We start from the raw sequence: 18,755 nt of genomic DNA, 5'->3' as shown, positions 1-18,755 counted from the left end.
CTGTAGAACACCTTGGTCTGCCCGGTTGCAGTGAAGAAGTCCTCCGGCTGGGATGGAGCACCGAAGAAGAAATCGTCGTTCATGTAGATAAAATGCTCGGAGAGTCCGTCGATCCTGTGCAGGACAGACTCTATGGCATGGCTGTTGAAGGTCGGCAATGCTGCACTCGCCTGGAATAGTTCACTGTGGTCCACTATGCGGACCCGAGAGTTACCGGCCTGGTTCAACCAAGACGGACTTTGCTGGTCGGTCACAATGAAGATATTGCGGACCCAGGGCGCGAACATGGCCACGGATCGAAGGGAGTACAAAAGTTCGTTCCGGTTTTCCCAGCGGGAGCGGTTTGCGGAGCGATGGGGCACGTCATAACCTAGCGTGCGCAGGGCGGCGTCCTTACGGTCGGCCCAGTCGGGGTCAGCACCGTCAACCCAGGTATAAACGAGGTCGATGGGAAAGGTTACGTCCGTAACAGAGGGAGCCTCTAACCGCCTGATGGCTTCCTGTTGGACCGGAGAGCTCGCCACATCCGACCAGGGATTAATCCACCAGTCCGCCGCACGGGTAACGAGGCGTATACGACATGCAAACCCTTTACCGTAACGTTTTGCATCCCTTCTGGTACCGAACAGGCGGTAATACGTCAGTTCGTCAAGCCGACTGAGTGGTACAAAGAGCCTCACCAGCCACGCCACAGGGATGGAACGTGCTGGCACACTGCGTCGTCGCCCCATAACGAATACAGTCGCCTCGACAACCACACCCTCTTTAATGCATTGAGGCAGCTGACGGATGAGTGCCTGCGCCTGCCGGTGATCGGCGAAAATCTTGGTTCGCTCGCCGAGGTGCTGCCGATAGACGGGTTTGACCCCTGCGGTATCGAGGACGGATTCGACGGCTTCACGGTTCTTACGCGCCAGATCATTGCCTGTCAGAGGCTGCTGGGATGATAGTGGAGTCGGCTCCACGGGAGCGATTCGCTCCAGCAGCGTCAGTGTTCGTTTGTAGAGGCCGTACGCGAGTTTAAATAGCATGGGTTACTTCGAGCTACACACGGTAAAAGGTGGTCATTGCAGAGATGAGGCGGACGCCCGCCGGAGGACCCGCCGGATATCGTGCGGAGTAACCGGAGCGAGGTTGTTATCCACCCGTCCGGGCGTGACCATGTCTGCCGTTAGAGCCTGAAGGTCATCCGCCGCTGACACATACTGCCGGATCCGCGCCGCGACACCGAGGCGATCATTCAACTCACTGAAGCGGGCCATCAATGACTCGTGGGCCTCATTCCCGTTCGCCATTCTTGCGGCGAGGTTGATGAATCGGCCGTCATCTGCCGCGAGGTTGTGCTCTAACACCGCTGGCATCGTGTATGCGCACGCCAGCCCGTGCGGCACGCCGAAGTGTGCCGTGATGGGGTAGGACATCGAATGGCACAGCGCGGTGCGCGTCTGGCTAATGGCAAGGCCCGCCAGCAGGCTGCACTCAGCCATCTGATCCCGGGCCCGCAGCCCGCCGTCTTCCCCGGCTACAAGCCCTGGAAGGACGCCAAAGCCCAGCTGCAGCGCCCGCGTCGCGAGTTCCAGCGTGATGGGCGTCGCATTGTTGTTCCAGATGGATTCCGCCGCCTGGTTGATCGCGTCCAGCCCCGTGGAGAGCGTGATCGCTTCGGGCGCGGTATCCGTGAGTGCGGGATCCACATAGGCGGCGTAGGGGAAAACCGCGGGTCCGGCCAATGAATGCTTCTTGCGCTTCTCGTGGTCCCAAACGGTGGCAAAGGGGGTCACCTCACTGCCGGTGCCCGCCGTGGTCGGAACCGCGTACAGTGGCCTGGTTTGGGCGCCGTGATGCAGCTCGGGGTGGGCCAGAAGATCCCGCAGCGCTCTCCCCGCGCACTGACTCGACAGGGCGATCGCGAGCACCTTGGCGGAGTCGATGGAACTCCCGCCGCCAAAGGCGACTATGGCATCGAACCGCTGGTTGCGCAGCGCCTCAACAGTCGTCTCGAGGGCGAGAAGCCCGGGGTTCTCGGTGACAGTATCGACCCAGATGTGTTCCTCATCGGCCGCGAACGCCCCGAGCAGGTAGTCGTCAGTGAGCTGCCGGCGCCCGCGCTGTGTCGTCACGATCAGGCAAGTCTTGCCCGCGAACTCTTGCGCAAGGTTTTGCCGGACACCGCGGCCAAAGCTCACCTTGACCGGGTTGTGGAAGCCCCATGATTTCTCCAGGGTAAACGGAGAAAAAGGCTTGGTCGAATTCATTGGCTGCGCAGCCTTTCAACGAACATGCGCTTGTTTTCGGCCGGGGTTTCTTTCGGCCGTCCCAGATCATCCCGGGCCCCGGGCTGGACGTGGATCTCCACGAAGGCCGGGCCGCGCTGTTCCAGCGCGGCGGCGATGGTCTCGCGGATAGCGCCGGCGTCCGTCACGGGGCCGCGCACGACAGGGTAACCCGATGCGCGGGCGACGCCCGTCAGGCTCACATCGAATCCAACCGTCGGCTGTCCACCGACGGAACCATGAACGCCGTTGTTGAGCACCACATGCACGTAACCGCTCGCATCGCTGGTGCCGATGGTGGCGAGCCCGCCCATGTGCATCAGCGCAGCACCGTCGCCATCCAGGCAAACCACGGGATGGTCACGCCTGGTGAGGGCAATCCCAAGCGCGATCTGGGAAGAGTGCCCCATGGAGCCGACGGTGAGAAAATCACTGGAGCGGTCCTGCTGCGCGTTGACCCGCTGCTCATAGAGCTCGCGGGAGATGTGGCCGGTGGTGGACACCACCGTCACGGTCTCCGGCAAGCTCGCCGTGACGGCCTCGATCGCCGCCTCGCGGGTCAGCAGGCCGTCGCCCCGCGCGCTCGGTATGCGTTTCTCCTCGGCCGTACCAAAGGCCCCTTTGCGCGCGAGCAGCACCACGGGCCCGCCAAGGCGGCGCGCCTCGGCGACGGCCCAGCGACCGTTTTCGTCCGCTGCTTCGGGCTCGCCATCCAGGGCCCGCCAGGGGATTTCCATGGCCTCGAGCATGGCCGTGGTGACGCGCCCCTGCTTCACATGCTGGGGCTCATCCTTCACGCCCGGCTTGCCCCGCCAGCCGATGAGCAGCACCATCGGCACGCTATAGACTTCCGGATCCGCCAGCGAAAGCAACGGATTGATGGTATTGCCCAGGCCGGAGTTCTGCAGATAGACCAGCGGCACCCCGCCGGTGGCCAGCTGCACGCCCGTTGCGATCGCCACAGCGCTGCCTTCGTTGGCCGAGATGAGGTGGCGGTCCCGCGGTAAGGCGGCATCCACGTATGCGCAGAACTCCTTGAGCAGCGAGTCCGGTACGCCAACGGCAAAATTCACGCCCGCTTCCGTGAGCGTCTCGTAGAACGCCTTCGGCGAGATCATCACCAGTCCCCCTCAGGGATGAGTGTGAGCACATCCTTGATAGACAGCAGCTGGTCGTCGGCCTCCTTCGAGCGGCCGTGCGTGAGAATGGAGCGCGCCGTATTCACCATCGCCGGATAGGCGCTGCGCAGGAGCTGGTTGGCGTAGATGACCACGTCGACACCCAATTCCTGCAGTTCATGATCGTAGGTGTTGTTGTAGCTTGAGGGCACCGCGACCAGCGGCACCCGCGTGTGAAAGCGCTGGTACTCCCGGCAGAAGCCGGCGATTTCGTTGACGCTCTTCTGGCGGCTGTGGATCATGATGCCGTCGGCACCCGCATCGATATAGGCACGGGCGCGCGCCAACGCATCCTCCAGGCCTTTCTCCAGGATCAGGCTTTCGATGCGCGCGATGATCATGAAATCGCCCGTGACCTTGGCCCGGTTGCCGACCCGGATCTTTTCGCTCATTTCCTCCAGGGTGGCCTGGGTCTGCGCCACATCGGTGCCGAAAAGCGAATTCTTTTTGGGGCCGACTTTGTCCTCGATCACGGCGCCGGAGATCCCGAAGCGCTCCAGGGTTCGCACCGTGAACGCAAAGTGCTCCGGACGACCGCCGGTATCGGCGTCATAGAGTATGGGTTTGGTGGTGACCTCGACGATGTCATTGAGCGTTTGCATGCGCGAGGTGACATCCACCGCTTCGATGTCGGGTTTGCCCTTGGCCGTGGAATCCGTGAGGCTGGAGAGCCACATGCCGTCGAACTCAAGGCGCTTGCCCGCCCGCTCTTCCTTGAGCGACTCGACGATCAGTCCGGTGAGTCCGTTGTGCGCCTCCATCAGGCGCACCATCGGCTTTGCATCGATCAACCGGCGCAGCAGGCTCAAGCGCTGTCCCGGGGTGGTTCCGGTGCTCTTCACGCGGGAGTTCAGTTGTGTCGACGAGACGTCCGGCGTATAGGGGACTTCCACCAGCTCACCGCCCCACTCCGCAAGGGCCTCGATGACATTCTGCCGGGTCTGCTTTTGCACGCCCTGACGCCAGTCATCACCGTGCACCACATACTGCGGCCTCAGGGCCCGGAGATTCGGCACATAATCCAGCTGCTCCTGGGCCACCACTTCATCGACGCCCTTGAGGTTCTCCACCACCTCCTTGCGCTGATCGAAGGTCATATGGGGCAGGCGCTTGTAGCTCGCGATGGCGCGATCGGTGAGCAGACCGACCACGACGCGGCCCAGCTTGCGCGCCTCGCGCAGGATGTTGAGGTGGCCTGGGTGCACCAGGTCGGCACTCATGCCGACGTAGACTACGGGTTGCTCATGATTCAATGTTTTCTACCTTTGGGTCCATGGTGACTGTCATATGCTCACGCTACCGCCTGGGGTGAGGCTCCCCATTGGCGCCGTGATACTGCCCTACGGGCGTACACCTCAGCACGCAACCGTGCTGGCGCTAACCCATCTGTTGCTTGTTGGTCGCCAGATCCGCACGAAGCGCCTCAATCTCGCGTCGAAGCTGCTCGCGCTGATCCTGCTTGCGTTTGATAAATACGCGGGCAAGCACGGTTTGTTCCGCTCGCCCCAAAGGGCTGATGTCATAGCGCTGCGCCCGGCCCGGGCCGCGTTCCGTGATCACGAGAAGCCCGCAGTCCACCAGTTGCCGCAGCCCCGCGTTCACACGCCCAACGCTGACACCGAGTTCCGCAGACAGGCTGCGCTGATTCGTCTCGGGCTCGGTCTCAATGGCCTTTAGCAGCGCATAGCGAAGTTCTTCCGGGGCCACGGTTGCTCCAAATGATGTTCAGCGAGTGAACGCTGGCGCGTTCAACCCGATACGCCGACTGGATGCAATCGCCAAGACCCCGTTGGGCGGCCATGATCCAGCGTCATGAGCCACGGGGATACGATCAATTCAGTGTGCGCTGGTCTCGGCTTTCCCGGGGGCGATCTGGGCCAGGCGGGAATCACGCAGGTCGTCCATGCGCCAGAGCAGGTCCCTGGGCTGGCCTTCAGCCTGATAGCCTTGAACGGATTCGCACAGGACACCGCGCGCCAGTGCGCAGTCGTACGTGTGGCAGGCGTCATCCAGGCGCTTGAGCCACTGGCTGAGCTCACCCCAGTCGAGCGCCTGCTCGTTGGCCCGCAGGATCATCGGGTGCTTGGTCCCGGAGACATTCTCCCCGAGCAGGAGCTCTTCGTGGAGCTTTTCCCCGGCGCGCAGGCCGGTGCAGGCGATCTGGATGTCACCGTCGGGGTTGTCGTTGTCGAGTACTTCATAGCCGCTCAGGTGAATCATGCGCCGGGCGAGCTCCATGATGCGCACCGGCTCGCCCATGTCCAGCACGAACACATCCCCGCCTTCGGCCATGGAGCCGGCCTGGATCACCAGGCTGGCGGCCTCCGGGATGGTCATGAAAAAACGCGTGACCTCCTGGTGCGTAACCGTGACTGGGCCGCCGCTTCGGATCTGCTGACGGAACAAAGGCACAACAGAGCCCGAGGAATCCAGCACGTTGCCAAAGCGCACCATGGCGAAGCAGGTCTTGCTGGAGCCCGCAGCCAGCGACTGCAGCACCATTTCGGCAAACCGTTTGCTCGCCCCCATGACGTTGGTGGGGCGCACGGCCTTGTCCGTGGACACGAAGATGAACCATTTGACGCGGGCCTCGTGCGCCGCCTTGGCGCAGCGCAGTGTGCCGAAGATGTTGTTCTGGATGCCTTCCAGGGCGTTCTCCTCGACAATCGGCACATGCTTGTAGGCGGCAGCGTGATAGACCGTCTCCACACGGTAGCTCGCCATGGTGCGCAGCACGCGGCGCTGATGGGTGACGGAGCCCAGCAGGCTGACGATCTGCGTACCCTGGCCCTCGGCTTGGGCGACGGCCCGGAGCTCGTACTCGATCCGGTAGAGTGCGAATTCCGACTGGTCGAAGAGGATCAGCGTGCGCGGGCGGCGGGCCAGGATCTGACGGCAGAGCTCGGACCCAATCGAGCCACCAGCGCCGGTCACCATGACGACTCGGTCAGCGATGCAGTGGTCCAGCAGGGAGTCCTCCGGCGCGATCGAGTCCCGCCCCAGGAGATCATCGATCTCCACTTCGCGGATGTCCTGCACCCGAGCGGAGCCGGAGACAATGTCCGCAAGGCCGGGAATCGTCTGGATATGCACCTGATAGGGCTCCAGCTTCTGCACGATTTCCCGGCGGCGTGCCCGCGAGGCTGACGGAATGGCCAGAAGTACCTGTTTCACCCCGTCGCGCTTCACCAGGCGGCCGAGTTTCTTCGGCGAGAAGACCGGGATACCGTTCAGTTTGCCACCGTGGAGCGTGACGTCATCGTCCAGGAACGCGACGGGCTCGTGCTCGCGTGTGGCCAGCAGCGAGGTGGCGAGCTGGATACCCGCTGCGCCGGCGCCGTAGATCGCGACTGGCTCCCGTACCGCGCTGTGCTTGATGGCGCTCTGGAACCAGGCGCGCGCCGCAATCCGCGTGCCGCCGATCATCAGCAGGCCGAGCAGCCAGTAAATAATGATGGTCGTACGTGGTACGCCATCAAATCGGCCGATGGCGACAATGGCGATGAAGGCGAGCGTGGACAGGGTGACCCCATAGAACACCGCCAGTACCGCCTGCGGCCCCATGTAGCGCAGGACAATACGATACAGTCCGACGGCATAGAAAAGCGGTAGGCTGACGAGCGGCAGTACCACCAGCAACCACCAGTGATCGACCATCCGCTGCGCGAGCGGGTCGCTCATCCGCAGCGAGAACGCGCCCCACACCACCAACACGAGCAGCAGTGCGTCGGCCGCCATCATGAGCCCACACTTGCACGGCCTGGAGAGGTGCAACAAACGGCGCAAGAGCTGCTCTAGCATGGGAGCACCGCCACACGACTGGTGTGGTGCCTTCCCGGGATTCCGCTGAGCGGGCTCTCACAGGCGATCAATCGTTGCACGGGCACTTGGTCTTTCATGTCCAAATCAGCTTGTGGTGGCTACTTAGAGAACGGTGGCAACTAAAGACGGTGACGACAGTGTGACGTAATTGTGTCACAAAAACTTCTTGAAAAAGTTCTCGTAGGCTTCTGTTTCACCGCATTTCACTGTTCCCCTCAGACGACACTCGGCACTCCAACCCCTGGTTTGCCGCCCTACACGGGGCGACCCGCGCGATAGCACACGGCGAGCACCACAAGCGGCGCCCAACCGAGCAGGAGCAGCGGCAGCCCCCATTGCGGGGCGAGCGAGGCCACAGCTGCCAGGGGTGCCAGCCAGACGAGATTGATGACGGCCACCGCGCAGCTCACTGGACCGTGCCCATACAGGCGCGCGGCGTGCTGATAGGCGTGGATTCGGTGCGCCTGATGCCACCGCTGCCCGGTGACCATGCGCCGGACCAGGGTGAAGGTGGCATCCACCACGAATACGCCGAGCAGGATCAACCAGGCCCACAGCACCAGTGCATCCAGCGCATGGGAGAGGATTGCCAAGGCGCCGAAGGAGACACCGAGGAATCCGCTGCCGGCATCCCCCATGAAAATGTGCGCCGGCGGGGCGTTCCAGAGCAGAAACCCGAAGGCCGCGGCGGCGTAGAAGCCGGTGACCAGCGCCAGCCCGGACGCTCCGGCGAGCCAGAGCAGCCCGGCGGCCGTTACCCCCACGGTCAGCGCCTCGATGGCCGCCAGGGCATCAATGCCGTCCATGAAGTTGTAGAGGTTAATGAGCCAGGTGATACCGAGCAAAAGCAGCAGCATCACGAGCCAGGGCGGGCCGAGCTCCCCCCCGAGCACTGGCAACGGTGGCAGCGCGCCCACCCAGGCGAGCACCCACACCGCTGCGCCGAGGTGCGCGAGCAACCGCCAGGGGGCGGCGACAGGCGCGTAATCGTCCAGCAAACCGACGCCCGCCACCAGCACACCGCCACCCACCAGGGCCATGGCGCCGTGGGCGGGAATGGCTCCCAGGACGCCCGCCGTGCCAAGCCCCACCAGGCACACGGCGACGATTGCCACGCCGCCGAGACTGGGGGTTGGCGTCACATGCGAGCTGCGCTCGTTGGGAACGTCCAGTAGGCCGCGGTGCAACGCATAACGGCGCATGGCGCCTGTGATAAGCCACGACGCCACAACCACGAGCAACAGGAGCAGCGCCGCGGTCATGCCCGGCTTTTCGATGCGCGCGCAGTCTGCGGCATGGGTTGCACGGCCCGGTGGATGGCCTCGCGCGGGGACACGGGAGGCGCCCAGTCCAGGGTGCTGCGCGTGTGAGCCAGATCGATGCGCAGGGAATCGAGCAGTCGCGCAACCACGGCAGACTTGCCTGTCAGCGCCCCACCCCATCGCAGCATCGCCGGCGGCATGGGAAGCAATCGCGCCGGGCGATCCATGGCCCGGGCGATCAGGCAGATCAACTCCGGCGTGGCGAGGTCCTGCCCGTCCGAGGCAAGGAACGTCTGCCCTGCTGCCGAAGGGTGGTCCAGGCAGCGAATGAGCAAATCAACGAGGTTATCGAGCGCGGCGAGGCTGCGGCGATTGTCCACCGCGCCCAGCGGCAGCGGCAGGCCACGCGCCACGAGCCGCACCAGCCGTGCGAAATTCGCCTGAACCCCCGGGCCATACACCAGCGGGGGGCGGACAACGGTGACTTGTAGCTCGGTGCGGGCGGCGACGTCATGCAGTGCCTGCTCCGCCGCCCATTTGGAGCGCGCATAGGCATCCGCCGGGTTGGGCGCGTCAAACGCCGTAAAGGCGGTGGCGGCGTCCACACCCGTGGTTTCGCCATTGACCTTGATGGAGCTGAGGAACACCAGCCGCTGCACGCCGGCAGCGGCCGCCTGCTCCGCGAGGCGGCGCGTACCGTCCACATTCACGGCGCGGTAGGCGGCCTCCGGGTGCGTGGCGTGGTCCTCGATGACGTGGACCCGAGCGGCGGTGTGTATGACGTGGTCGACGCCTCGTAACGCCGGAGTCCAGTCTGTATCCGGGCCAATGTCGCCGACGCTCACGCATCCGCTGCCGCGGGGGGTGCGCACAGCCCGCACGACGGCGTGGCCGCGCCGCTGCAAGGCATCGCCCAGGGCGCTGCCGATGAAGCCGTTGGCACCGGTAATGAGCACCGTCGCCGGCGGTGTGTTCGGGGCCGGATCCATCGATTACCCGCGCGTCACGTTGTTGTCCTGGGCTTGGCGTATACCCGGTTGAAAAGAAAGGCAATTCCGCGCACGCACCCAGTGGCCGTGCACGCTACCGCCCGGACTGGTGCCCCCCATTGGCAAGCACGTCCCGCAACCAGTCCGAAGTTCAGCACTTGAACATGGCGCGGAATTGAAACGCAGACACGCGGTAATTGCAACATTTTCTCGGGAGGCAGCCTGCCGTGGCGCCACCAGTGTCCTGTAACCGAAACGCGTTGCCTTTTGAGCTGCCTGTCCGGCCGTGGAGCAAGGGGCTGCTCGCAGCCAATAGCCGTCGCCCTTGGCAAGAGGCGTAACACCGCTGCGCGGCCGGACAGGCGCGGTCAGTGATCCAAACTCTGGGACAGCAGCCCCATGTATTCATACAAGGCGCGTTCGGTCTTGCGCAGATGTTGGGCCTTTGGCACCCAGTAGCCGAGCCGATCGGGTGTCTCGCGGGCCGTCTTGTGCCGGGTGGGTGCCGGCGTGGGCTCAAGGCCGACGGTGTGAAAGTGCCGCACAGCCCGGTACATATGCGAGGCCGAGGTTACAAGGTAGAAGCCCTCCCCGGCGCCCAGAAGGTCACGCACGGCAGCCGCCTCCTGGGCGGTGTCCTCGGGCGTATCGAGCGTGACAATATCGCCCTCCGGCACGCCCAGCTGCATCGCCGCTTGCGCATAACCCCAAGCCGCCGGGTCACCGCCGCGGCGATTGCCGCCTGTCGCGATCAGGCGGGCCCCGGGCACTGCCCGGTAAAGCCGAATCCCCTCCATCAATCGCACCACTGCGCTGTCGTTGATCTGCGAGGTGACCGGCCACGGTGCCTCCGGGTACCACCCGCCACCGAGCACCACCACCGCACGCGTTTGCGAATTATCAGAGACTGCCACCACGGGCGGATGCTGGCGCTCCAGTGGGCCAAGCAGCCCATCGGCCACCGGCCCCCACGAGGCAAGGAACACCACCAGGGCGCCTGTGATTACGCTGCCGAGCCCGGCGCGGCGATAACCGCGCCCCAACGCCGCCAACCCGATCATGGTCAGGAGCAAGGCGAACGGCAATGGCATTACGAACGTCGCAACCAGCCCCTTCAAAATGGCCATTGCATCCACCTGCTCAAGCCCTCATCCCCCGAGACTCCCTTCAGCACAGGAACGGCGGCACACCCTCGGCACCGGCGTGCTCATCACGTTAGTTGATCAAAGAAGATCGCGGGGCATCAATCGGCGAGAGGTGTGCGTGGCCCCGCGCGTGGCCTTCCCGCAGCGAGAGCGCGGGCTGCCTACGCTCGCCCGCACCATCCCTTGGCCTCTCAATGCGACGAGGCAGCCGCCTTTCCCTCGAGGAACACCACGTTCCGGCCGCTTGAATGCAGCGCATTGGCACGCAACAGATCACTCGATTCCGCCTCGCTCGCGTACCCATCAACGCAGTCGCGCAGGACGTCCACGGCCGCCTCGCAGTCGTGGACGCGGCAGGCCGCGTCAAGGCGCTCGATGCGTGCCTGCAGGGCATGCCAGTCCAAATGGCTCTCACTGGCGCGCATGATCATCGGGTGGTCGGTACGGGAGACGTTTTCACCGAGCAGCAACTCTTCATAGAGTTTCTCCCCAGGCCGCAACCCGGTGAACTCAATGCGGATATCGCCATCCGGCGCCTTCTCGTCCGCCACTGTGCAGCCGGAGAGGTGGATCATACGCCGTGCCAGGTCATGGATGCGCACCGGGTCGCCCATGTCCAGCACGAACACCTCGCCCCCGCGGGCCATGGAGCCGGCCTGAATCACCAGGCTCGCCGCCTCCGGGATCGTCATGAAATACCGGGTCACGTCCGGGTGCGTGACCGTCACCGGCCCCTCCGCCTTGATCTGCTCGCGGAACAGCGGCACGACCGAGCCCGAGGAGCCCAGCACATTGCCGAAACGCACCATCGCATAACAGGTGGCGCTGGACCGCCCTGCCAGGGCCTGCAGCACCAGCTCGGAGAACCGTTTGGTGGCGCCCATCACGTTGGTGGGGCGAACGGCCTTGTCGGTGGAGACCAGAACGAACCACTTCACACCAGCGCGCTCGGCCGCGACAGCAGCCCGGTAGGTGCCAAAGATGTTGTTCTGCACCCCCTCCAGGACGTTTTCTTCCACAATGGGGACGTGCTTGTAGGCCGCGGCGTGGTAGACCGTCTCCACCCCGAACCCCGCCATCACCCGCTCAACCCGACGCCGATGGACGACCGAGCCCAGCATGCACACGAGCTCACACCCCAGGTTCTTTGCGCGGATCACGGCGCGCAGTTCCTGCCCGATGGCATACAACGCGATCTCGGACTGCTCAAAGACAATCAGCTTTCGCGGTTCGTTCAGCAGAATCTGCCGGCACAGCTCCGAGCCGATCGAGCCACCGCCTCCGGTGACCATGACTACCCGGTCTCGAATACAACGGTGCAGCAGCTGCTCATTCGGCGCCACGGCATCACGACCAAGCAGGTCTTCGATCTCCACCTCCCGGATATCCTGCAGCCGCGCGGCCCCGGACACGAGGTCGGGCATCCCCGGGATAGTGCGGATATGTACCGGATAGGGCTCCAGCCACTTGACGATCTCACGCCGTCGTGAGCGCGGCGCGGACGGCATCGCCAGGAGCAATTGCTTGACGCCGTCCTTGCTGATGAGTGTATCGATCTCCTCCGGCGCCAACACCGGGATACCGCGAATCGCCGCGCCTTGCACGGACGGATCATCATCCAGAAACGCGACTGGCTCGTGCTCGCGGGTGGTGAGCAGGGAACTCGCCAACTGCACGCCAGCCTTACCCGCGCCGTAAATCGCCACCGGTGCACGCTCCGCCTTTTGCTTCACGCCGGAATGGAGGATCCAGGCACGCGCGATAACCCGGCTGCCTCCAATCGCCAACAGCCCCATCAGCCAGTAGATGAGCACCGTCGTGCGCGGCACGGCCTCCAATTGAGCAACCGCCACCACCGCCACAAACAACACCGTGGACAGCGTCACGGCGTAGACCACGGCAAGGACCTCCCGCGGTCCCATGAAACGCACGACGGCGTTATAAAGGCGCACCGCGTAGAAGATCGGGATGCTCAGCACCGGTAGCACGACCAGCAGCCACCAGTGTTCAACGATAAGTGGCGAGAAGCCCTCGCCCACTCGCATCGCGAATGCCGCCCAGATCACCAGCCCAAGCAACACCAGATCGGCGGCGACCATCACGCCCTGCTTGACCGGGCGAGGGAGGTGTATCAGGCGGGTGAACAGTTGATTGAACATTGTGAATATCACCCTGGTTTCTCCTTTCAGGGTCCGGAGCATCCTACCGGACTCGGTGGAGTGAACCGCGGCGGCACGCCTGATTCAACAACACATCATCGGGATTGTGCAGCGCGTCGCAAATTCGTGATCGCGTTACTGATCCGGCCCCAGGCGCCTGCTAGTATCCCGCCGCTACAACGTTTCCATCCGAGACGATGAATGGATTGCGACGTCATGAAACTCGACTTGAAGCGCGTGCTTGTCGTTTGCACCGGCAACATCTGCCGCAGCCCCATGGGCGAGTGCCTGTTGCGTCATGCGCTTCCGGTCGAGGGCGATTACCGAGTTGAATCCGCCGGCATCGGTGCCCTGGTGAACCACGGCGCCGATGACAAAGCGATCAAGGTCATGGAGGAATGGGGCTACGACCTGCGGGCACACAAGGCACGGCAACTGGACCTCGCCCTGGCGCGGGAGTTCGACCTGGTGCTCACCATGGATGGCACACAGCAGGAATGGATTGAGACAACGTATCCAGCGCTCCGGGGGCGCATATTTCGCATTGGACATTGGGAGGGACGCGACATTCCCGACCCATACAAGCGACCGGAAGACGAGTTCCGGGCCTCCAGAGAACTGATCCAACGTGCCGTCGACGGCTGGCTCATGTGCTTGCGCTAACCGCTGGTGACCAGGACTAACACCGTTGCGAGAGTGATTTATGTTTAAGCAGGTATGCACAAGCCAATGGGTGCGGCGCTCTTGGCTCATCCTCGTTATCACCCTAATGACCGGATGCACCGTCGTACCCGGCATCCGCATGGACCACCGCCCGGACCACCGCTTTGTCCCTGAAGGCGCCGATGCGGCTGATTTCGACTTCGAGGTCCGCGAGATCAATGCGGATGTCATTCGCACACAGGACCCACGTGTCGCTCCAGCGCTGAACATCGGGGACGTCCGCAGTCGCGAGCAGGTCACGGATGACTATGAATACCGCGTCGGCATCGGCGACCTGCTTATGGTGGTGGTCTGGGAGCATCCCGACCTCACCAACCCGATCGGTGCCGGCACCACCACCGAGTTGGACCAACTCGGCCGTCTGGTACGCGAAGACGGCACCATGTTTTTCCCTTACATGGGTCTCATCGACGTCGACGGGAAATCGGTCGAAGAGATCCGCAAGATCATCGAAATCGGTCTGGAGCCGTTTGTGACCCGGCCCCAGGTCGATGTGCGGGTGGTCGGCTTTCGCAGCAAGCGGGCCTACATCACCGGTGAGGTACGCGATCCGGGCGCGCTTCCCCTGGAAGACTCCCCGATGACGGTGATGGATGCCATCAACGCGGCCAGCGGGTTTTCCGAGGTCGCGGACAGGCGCCGCGCCGTTCTCACCCGGGGCGAGGAGCAGTTTGAGATCGACATTCTCAACCTCTACGCCACCGGCAGTGGGGATCTACTGCTACGCGACAATGACGTGCTCCACATTCCCGATAACAGCGTCAACCGCGTGTTCATGGTCGGGGAGCTGGAGCGCCAGATCGCCGTGCCCCTGAAAGATGGCCGCCTGTCACTGGCCGAAGCCATCTCCGAAGTGGAAGGGCTGGACCTCAGCCGTGCCAATACCGCCGAAATCTACGTCATCCGCAGCACGCCGGTGCGCAAACCTGACGGAACGGTGCATGCCGTGCGACCGGAAGTCTATCGACTCGACGCCCGCAGCGCGCCCGCGCTGATTCTGGCCGACGGTTTTGAACTCCAACCTCGGGACGTCGTGTTCGTCTCGGCCTCGCCCCTGGTGCGCTTCAACCGCGTCGTCGCCCAGTACGTTCCCATCATTCAGGCGCTCTGGCAGACGGACCGGATTCTCCGTGACTAATCGCGACGGGCATAACACCATGACAGACTCAACCGCACACCAACACACGCGTGGCGATGCCGACGAGATCGAGCTCGGTCAGCTCGTCGATATCCTTCGCAACGGCAAGTGGCTGATTATCGCCTGCACGTTGACGGCGGCGCTGCTCGGCTTCGTCCATGCCACCCTCAGCACCAACATCTACTCCGGTGACGCCATCCTCCAGGTGGACACCCCCCGCAATCCCATACCGGGTCTCCGTGATCTGGGGCTGACCCCGGAGGGCAGCGCGACCAGCGCCGAGATGGAGATCCTGCGCTCGCGGCTTATGCTCGGCACGGTTGTGGATCAGCTCGACCTCACCATCGCCGCCGAACCCCGCCGGTTTCCAGTCATCGGCGCTTACCTCGCAAGGCGGCATGGCGGTGACGAGCCGGCACCCGCGCTATTCGGCGCCGAGAAGTATGGCTGGGGCGGCGAAACCATCGAGCTGAGCCGCCTGGAAATCGGCCCGGCACTGCGCGACGAAGAGCTGATCCTCACCGCTTTGGGGGGCAACGATTTCCGTATTAGCACCGCCACGGGGGAGTTCGTGGCCGAGGGAACCGTGGATAAACCCTTGCAGGTGGAACACAACGGTTCGACGCAGCTTGCCGTGTTCGTGCGTGAGCTCACGGCACGCCCGGGCACCGAGTTCACATTGCGCAGTGTCTCACGGCTTGACGCCATCAACGGCCTGCGCAGGAGCCTATCCATCTCTGAGCAAGGCCAGGAAAGCGGCATTCTGTCACTGAGCATGGAGCATGCGGACTCTGAACGTATCGCCAACGTGCTGAACGCACTCACCCAGGCGTATGTGCGACAAAACGTCGAGCGCAAGAGCGAAGAGGCGACGCGGAGTCTGGAGTTTCTCGAGGAGCAACTCCCGGAGCTTCGCCGGGAACTGCAACTCGCGGAGCAGGAGTTCAACGAATTCCGCAGCAGTCATCAGGCGGTCGACCTGGAGCAGGACGCGCGCGCCCTGCTTGCGAGCATTGTTGAAGTCGAGGAGCAGCTCGCCGGGCTGCGCGTGGAAACTTCCGAGCTGCGCCTGCAGTATGGCCCGGACCATCCACGCATGGAGTCAGTGGCCGAACGCCGTGAATCGCTCAACGAAATCAAAGAGGAAATCGAAAAGCAGGTCTCGGCGCTGCCCGAAAAACAGCAACAGGCCCTGCGTCTGCGCCGCGAGATGGAAGTCTCCACGACCCTGTACACAGGGTTGCTCAACACATCACAAGAGCTGCGAGTGGCTCGCGCCGGCACCGTGGGTGATGTGCGCATCCTCGATGAAGCCGCGGTGGGCGGGAGTCCGGTGCGCCCGCAGCGCAGCCTGATCCTGGCGCTCAGCGTGGTCCTGGGCGGGATGCTGGGCGTGATGGCGGTATTTGGCCGCGCGTTCCTGCGTCGCGGCGTCAACGACCCGGACACCCTGGAGCAACAGATCGGTAAACCCGTGTATGCCGTGGTGCCCCATAGCAAGCTCCAGAGCCGCGCCGCGCGCCGGGCCAAGGCGCGCAAGGAAGCCCTCATGGTGCTCGCACGGGATAAGCCGCACGACCCGGTGGTCGAGAGCCTGCGCAGCCTGCGCACGAGCCTGACGTTCGCCCTCATGCGCGAGACCCGCCAGGTGCTGATGATCACCAGCCCCGCGCCAAGCAGTGGCAAGACCTTCTTGTCCATTAACCTGGCCTGGCTGCTGGCCGAAGCCGGACAACGCGTGCTGCTCATCGATTCCGACATGCGGCGCGGGCGTCTGCATGCCTACCTGCAAGGTCGCACGCGCGAACCCGGCCTCTCGGAGGTGCTGGCAGGCAAACACACGTTGGATGAGGTCAAGATTTCGCTACTGGACGGGCGCCTCGATGCAGTCACCTCCGGGACGCTGCCGCCGAACCCTTCTGAGCTGCTCATGCAGGAACGCTTTCGCACACTCGTGGCCGACGCCGAAGCGGCCTACGACATCGTGATCATCGACACCGCACCGGTGATGGCCGTCACCGATGCCAGCATCGTCGGCGCATCCGCAGGCGCCAGCCTGCTGCTGGTGCGCGCCGGCGTGACCGGTGAGCGCGAAACCCAGGCAACGGTCCATCGCCTCGAGCAGGCCACGGTCAACGTCTCGGGGCTTGTGCTCAACGACTTCCAGGCCGGCGCGACCTCCGCCGGCAGCTACCAGTACTACTACTACGACTACAACTATGGCAGCGAGGCCAAAGCCTGAGCCATGGCCATCGACTGGGCATATCGGGGTCTCACCTACGGGCTTTCCCCAGGGCTCCGGCTGTTGTTGCACTGGCGCGCGCGCAAGGGCCGGGAGGACCGCCTGCGCCTTGCGGAGCGGCGCGGGCTCGCGAGCCGGGAGCGACCCCCTGGAGCCGTGCTGTGGATGCACGCCGTCAGCGTCGGTGAGGCGCTATCCGCCTTGCCGTTGCTCGAGCGGATCCGGCGCGACCACGCCCATCACATTCTGTTCACCACCAGCACCGTCGCGGCGGCGCGGGTCGTGTGTCCCTACTTGCCCGCGCGGTGCATCCATCAGTTCCTGCCGATGGATCATGGCCCCTGGACGCAGCGCTTCCTCGACCACTGGCGCCCGAACCAGGTCGTCTGGGTGGAATCGGACTTCTGGCCCGGGCTCATGCGCCAAGTCCGCCAACGCGGCATCCCGGCCGCGTTGGTCAACGCCCGAATCTCCGAGCGCTCAGCGCGTCGCTGGAAGCGCTGTCCCTGGCCGCTCAATCGCGTGCTCGCCGGCTTTCGTCCCTGTCTCGCCGCCAGTGAGGAGCAGGCTCACCGCCTGCGCGCACTGGGCGCCCCACAGGCACAGTACGTCGGCAACCTCAAAGCGGCCCAGTCGCCCCCCTTGGCCAACGACAACGGTGCGATCGCCCTGCGGCAGGCGTTCGGTGAACGCCCCCGCTGGGTGGCCGCCAGCACCCATCCGGGTGAGGAAGGCCTCATTTTGGCCGCTCACCACCGGATACGGCAGGCCATCCCGGATCTATTGACCATCCTGGTACCGCGCCATCCCTGGCGGGCAGACGAACTCGCCGCACGGGCAAGCCGGGCAGGGGTGCGCGTCGTTCGCCGCAGCCAGGGTGCGTTGCCGCAGGCCAACCACCAGCTCTATCTCGTCGACACCCTGGGCGAGCTGGGCGTTTTGTATCGCGAAGCACCCGTGGCATTTCTCGGCGGCTCGCTGGTCCAGCATGGTGGGCACAACCCCTTCGAGGCGATTCAACTGAACTGCGCCGTCGTCCACGGGCCGGAGATCAGTAACTTCGAGGAGGTGTATCGCACCCTGCAGCGCCGCCAGGCGGCGCAGGAAGTGGGCGATGGGCACGAGCTCGCGCAAACGCTGAGCCACCTCCTCGAATTCCCCGCCCTGGCGGCGGAGATGGCAGCGCGCGCGCAGTCACTGGTTGGCGAGGGGAGTGAGGTCATCGAGGCGGTTTATCAGGCGATCCAGCCGCTGTTCGACGACAGCGACGCCCCCAGTCACGCCATGCTCGCCACTGCCGGCTTTGGTTGAGATCCCGCAACGGCTCGCGCCCGTAACGGGCGAAAAGTAAACAGCCGAGCGGGATGCTCAGGGTTCCACAGGTGTTATAGGCGTCTCGCGCGTTACAATGGGCCTTCAGTGGCAGGCGCAAGCGCGCAAGGGCGCGGGCCTGATTCTCCGGCGACGGCGCTTGCTTGCGAACGCTTTCCACATCAATCAGCGTCACGGCGCCAGCAGGGGTCACGATGAGATTCCCGCGGGAGAAATCGCGAACAACCAACCCCTGTTCGGCCAGCGCCGCCAGCAACGCGACGCAACGCACCAGCAGTGGGTGTAAGCCCCGCCCATCACATAAACACTGACCCGTAAGGGCGGCTGCCAGAGTCTGCCCAGGGACATAACGGTACCACAGCCGCGAGGCCACGAGGCGGCCGTTGCACCACTGTTCCTCCAGGTCCACTGGCGCGGCAATCAACCCGCGCTCGCCGGCGGTCTCCAGATCCGGCCACAACGGCGCAAGGCTGCGCAGGTGGCGGGCATCCG

Annotated in this window: 15 protein-coding genes; 4 read left to right on the top strand and 11 right to left on the bottom strand. The window is 64.2% G+C overall.

From position 1 onward, the window contains the following. The 10 genes from QZT63_RS11610 to QZT63_RS11565 form a co-directional block, all read right to left on the bottom strand. Positions 1-1,031 (bottom strand): stealth family protein (locus QZT63_RS11610; protein ID WP_290651367.1); only part of this gene is annotated, 1,031 nt, incomplete at its 3' end. Between the two features lie 33 nt (positions 1,032-1,064). Next, complete coding sequence (locus tag QZT63_RS11605; protein WP_290651365.1) at positions 1,065-2,255, bottom strand: phosphonoacetaldehyde reductase; 1,191 nt, start codon at positions 2,253-2,255, stop codon at positions 1,065-1,067. Further along, positions 2,252-3,391, bottom strand: a complete 1,140-nt coding sequence (gene aepY / locus QZT63_RS11600) for a phosphonopyruvate decarboxylase (RefSeq protein WP_290651369.1) — start codon at positions 3,389-3,391, stop codon at positions 2,252-2,254. Before aepY ends, QZT63_RS11605 begins: the two co-directional genes overlap by 4 nt. Beyond that, a complete protein-coding gene (gene aepX, locus QZT63_RS11595; protein WP_290651363.1) occupies positions 3,391-4,704 on the bottom strand; it encodes a phosphoenolpyruvate mutase in 1,314 nt (437 codons plus the stop codon). Before aepX ends, aepY begins: the two co-directional genes overlap by 1 nt. A gap of 124 nt (positions 4,705-4,828) precedes the next feature. After that, a complete protein-coding gene (locus QZT63_RS11590; RefSeq protein WP_290651361.1) occupies positions 4,829-5,158 on the bottom strand; it encodes a winged helix-turn-helix transcriptional regulator in 330 nt (109 codons plus the stop codon). 129 nt (positions 5,159-5,287) lie between these two features. After that, positions 5,288-7,252: a nucleoside-diphosphate sugar epimerase/dehydratase gene (locus tag QZT63_RS11585; protein ID WP_290651360.1), complete on the bottom strand. Its 1,965-nt coding sequence runs from the start codon at positions 7,250-7,252 to the stop codon at positions 5,288-5,290. A 275-nt stretch (positions 7,253-7,527) separates the two neighbouring features. Then, positions 7,528-8,535 carry a glycosyltransferase family 4 protein gene (locus QZT63_RS11580; RefSeq protein ID WP_290651358.1) on the bottom strand — a complete coding sequence of 336 codons (1,008 nt, stop codon included), beginning with the start codon at positions 8,533-8,535 and terminating at the stop codon, positions 7,528-7,530. After that, a complete protein-coding gene (locus tag QZT63_RS11575; protein WP_290651356.1) occupies positions 8,532-9,524 on the bottom strand; it encodes an SDR family oxidoreductase in 993 nt (330 codons plus the stop codon). Before QZT63_RS11575 ends, QZT63_RS11580 begins: the two co-directional genes overlap by 4 nt. A gap of 368 nt (positions 9,525-9,892) precedes the next feature. Further along, positions 9,893-10,651 (bottom strand): ElyC/SanA/YdcF family protein, encoded by a 759-nt coding sequence (locus QZT63_RS11570; RefSeq protein WP_290651354.1) that lies wholly within the window; start codon positions 10,649-10,651, stop codon positions 9,893-9,895. Between the two features lie 209 nt (positions 10,652-10,860). Beyond that, positions 10,861-12,828: a nucleoside-diphosphate sugar epimerase/dehydratase gene (locus QZT63_RS11565; protein WP_290651352.1), complete on the bottom strand. Its 1,968-nt coding sequence runs from the start codon at positions 12,826-12,828 to the stop codon at positions 10,861-10,863. 216 nt (positions 12,829-13,044) lie between these two features. Between QZT63_RS11565 and QZT63_RS11560 the strand changes: the two genes are divergently transcribed. From QZT63_RS11560 to QZT63_RS11545, 4 genes are all read left to right on the top strand, one after another. After that, positions 13,045-13,491: a low molecular weight protein-tyrosine-phosphatase gene (locus QZT63_RS11560; RefSeq protein WP_290651350.1), complete on the top strand. Its 447-nt coding sequence runs from the start codon at positions 13,045-13,047 to the stop codon at positions 13,489-13,491. 106 nt (positions 13,492-13,597) lie between these two features. After that, positions 13,598-14,689, top strand: a complete 1,092-nt coding sequence (locus tag QZT63_RS11555) for a polysaccharide biosynthesis/export family protein (RefSeq protein ID WP_290651348.1) — start codon at positions 13,598-13,600, stop codon at positions 14,687-14,689. 19 nt (positions 14,690-14,708) lie between these two features. Next, positions 14,709-16,931, top strand: a complete 2,223-nt coding sequence (locus QZT63_RS11550) for a polysaccharide biosynthesis tyrosine autokinase (protein WP_290651347.1) — start codon at positions 14,709-14,711, stop codon at positions 16,929-16,931. A 3-nt stretch (positions 16,932-16,934) separates the two neighbouring features. Further along, complete coding sequence (locus QZT63_RS11545) at positions 16,935-18,242, top strand: 3-deoxy-D-manno-octulosonic acid transferase (protein ID WP_290651344.1); 1,308 nt, start codon at positions 16,935-16,937, stop codon at positions 18,240-18,242. Here QZT63_RS11545 and QZT63_RS11540 read toward each other — a convergent pair. Continuing rightward, positions 18,151-18,755: hypothetical protein (locus QZT63_RS11540; protein ID WP_290651342.1), on the bottom strand; the 605-nt coding region annotated here is incomplete at its 5' end. The two genes, QZT63_RS11545 and QZT63_RS11540, sit on opposite strands and share 92 nt — an antisense overlap.

It is taken from the genome of Aquisalimonas sp. (assembly GCF_007120195.1).
In the GTDB taxonomy this organism is placed as follows: Bacteria; Pseudomonadota; Gammaproteobacteria; order Nitrococcales; family Aquisalimonadaceae; genus Aquisalimonas.
Note: the sequence above shows the minus strand (reverse complement) of the source record. Positions and strands in the feature narration are given on the sequence as shown.

Bases quoted from the DNA above. Each gene is read 5' to 3' on its own strand.
- QZT63_RS11545 (WP_290651344.1), top strand. From the start codon at position 16,935: ATGGCCATCGACTGGGCATATCGGGGTCTCACCTACGGGCTTTCCCCA.
- QZT63_RS11580 (WP_290651358.1), bottom strand. From the start codon at position 8,535: ATGACCGCGGCGCTGCTCCTGTTGCTCGTGGTTGTGGCGTCGTGGCTT.
- QZT63_RS11565 (WP_290651352.1), bottom strand. From the start codon at position 12,828: ATGTTCAATCAACTGTTCACCCGCCTGATACACCTCCCTCGCCCGGTC.
- QZT63_RS11575 (WP_290651356.1), bottom strand. From the start codon at position 9,524: ATGGATCCGGCCCCGAACACACCGCCGGCGACGGTGCTCATTACCGGT.
- QZT63_RS11560 (WP_290651350.1), top strand. From the start codon at position 13,045: ATGAAACTCGACTTGAAGCGCGTGCTTGTCGTTTGCACCGGCAACATC.
- QZT63_RS11570 (WP_290651354.1), bottom strand. From the start codon at position 10,651: ATGGCCATTTTGAAGGGGCTGGTTGCGACGTTCGTAATGCCATTGCCG.
- QZT63_RS11555 (WP_290651348.1), top strand. From the start codon at position 13,598: ATGACCGGATGCACCGTCGTACCCGGCATCCGCATGGACCACCGCCCG.
- aepY (WP_290651369.1), bottom strand. From the start codon at position 3,391: ATGATCTCGCCGAAGGCGTTCTACGAGACGCTCACGGAAGCGGGCGTG.
- QZT63_RS11605 (WP_290651365.1), bottom strand. From the start codon at position 2,255: ATGAATTCGACCAAGCCTTTTTCTCCGTTTACCCTGGAGAAATCATGG.
- QZT63_RS11585 (WP_290651360.1), bottom strand. From the start codon at position 7,252: ATGCTAGAGCAGCTCTTGCGCCGTTTGTTGCACCTCTCCAGGCCGTGC.
- QZT63_RS11550 (WP_290651347.1), top strand. From the start codon at position 14,709: ATGACAGACTCAACCGCACACCAACACACGCGTGGCGATGCCGACGAG.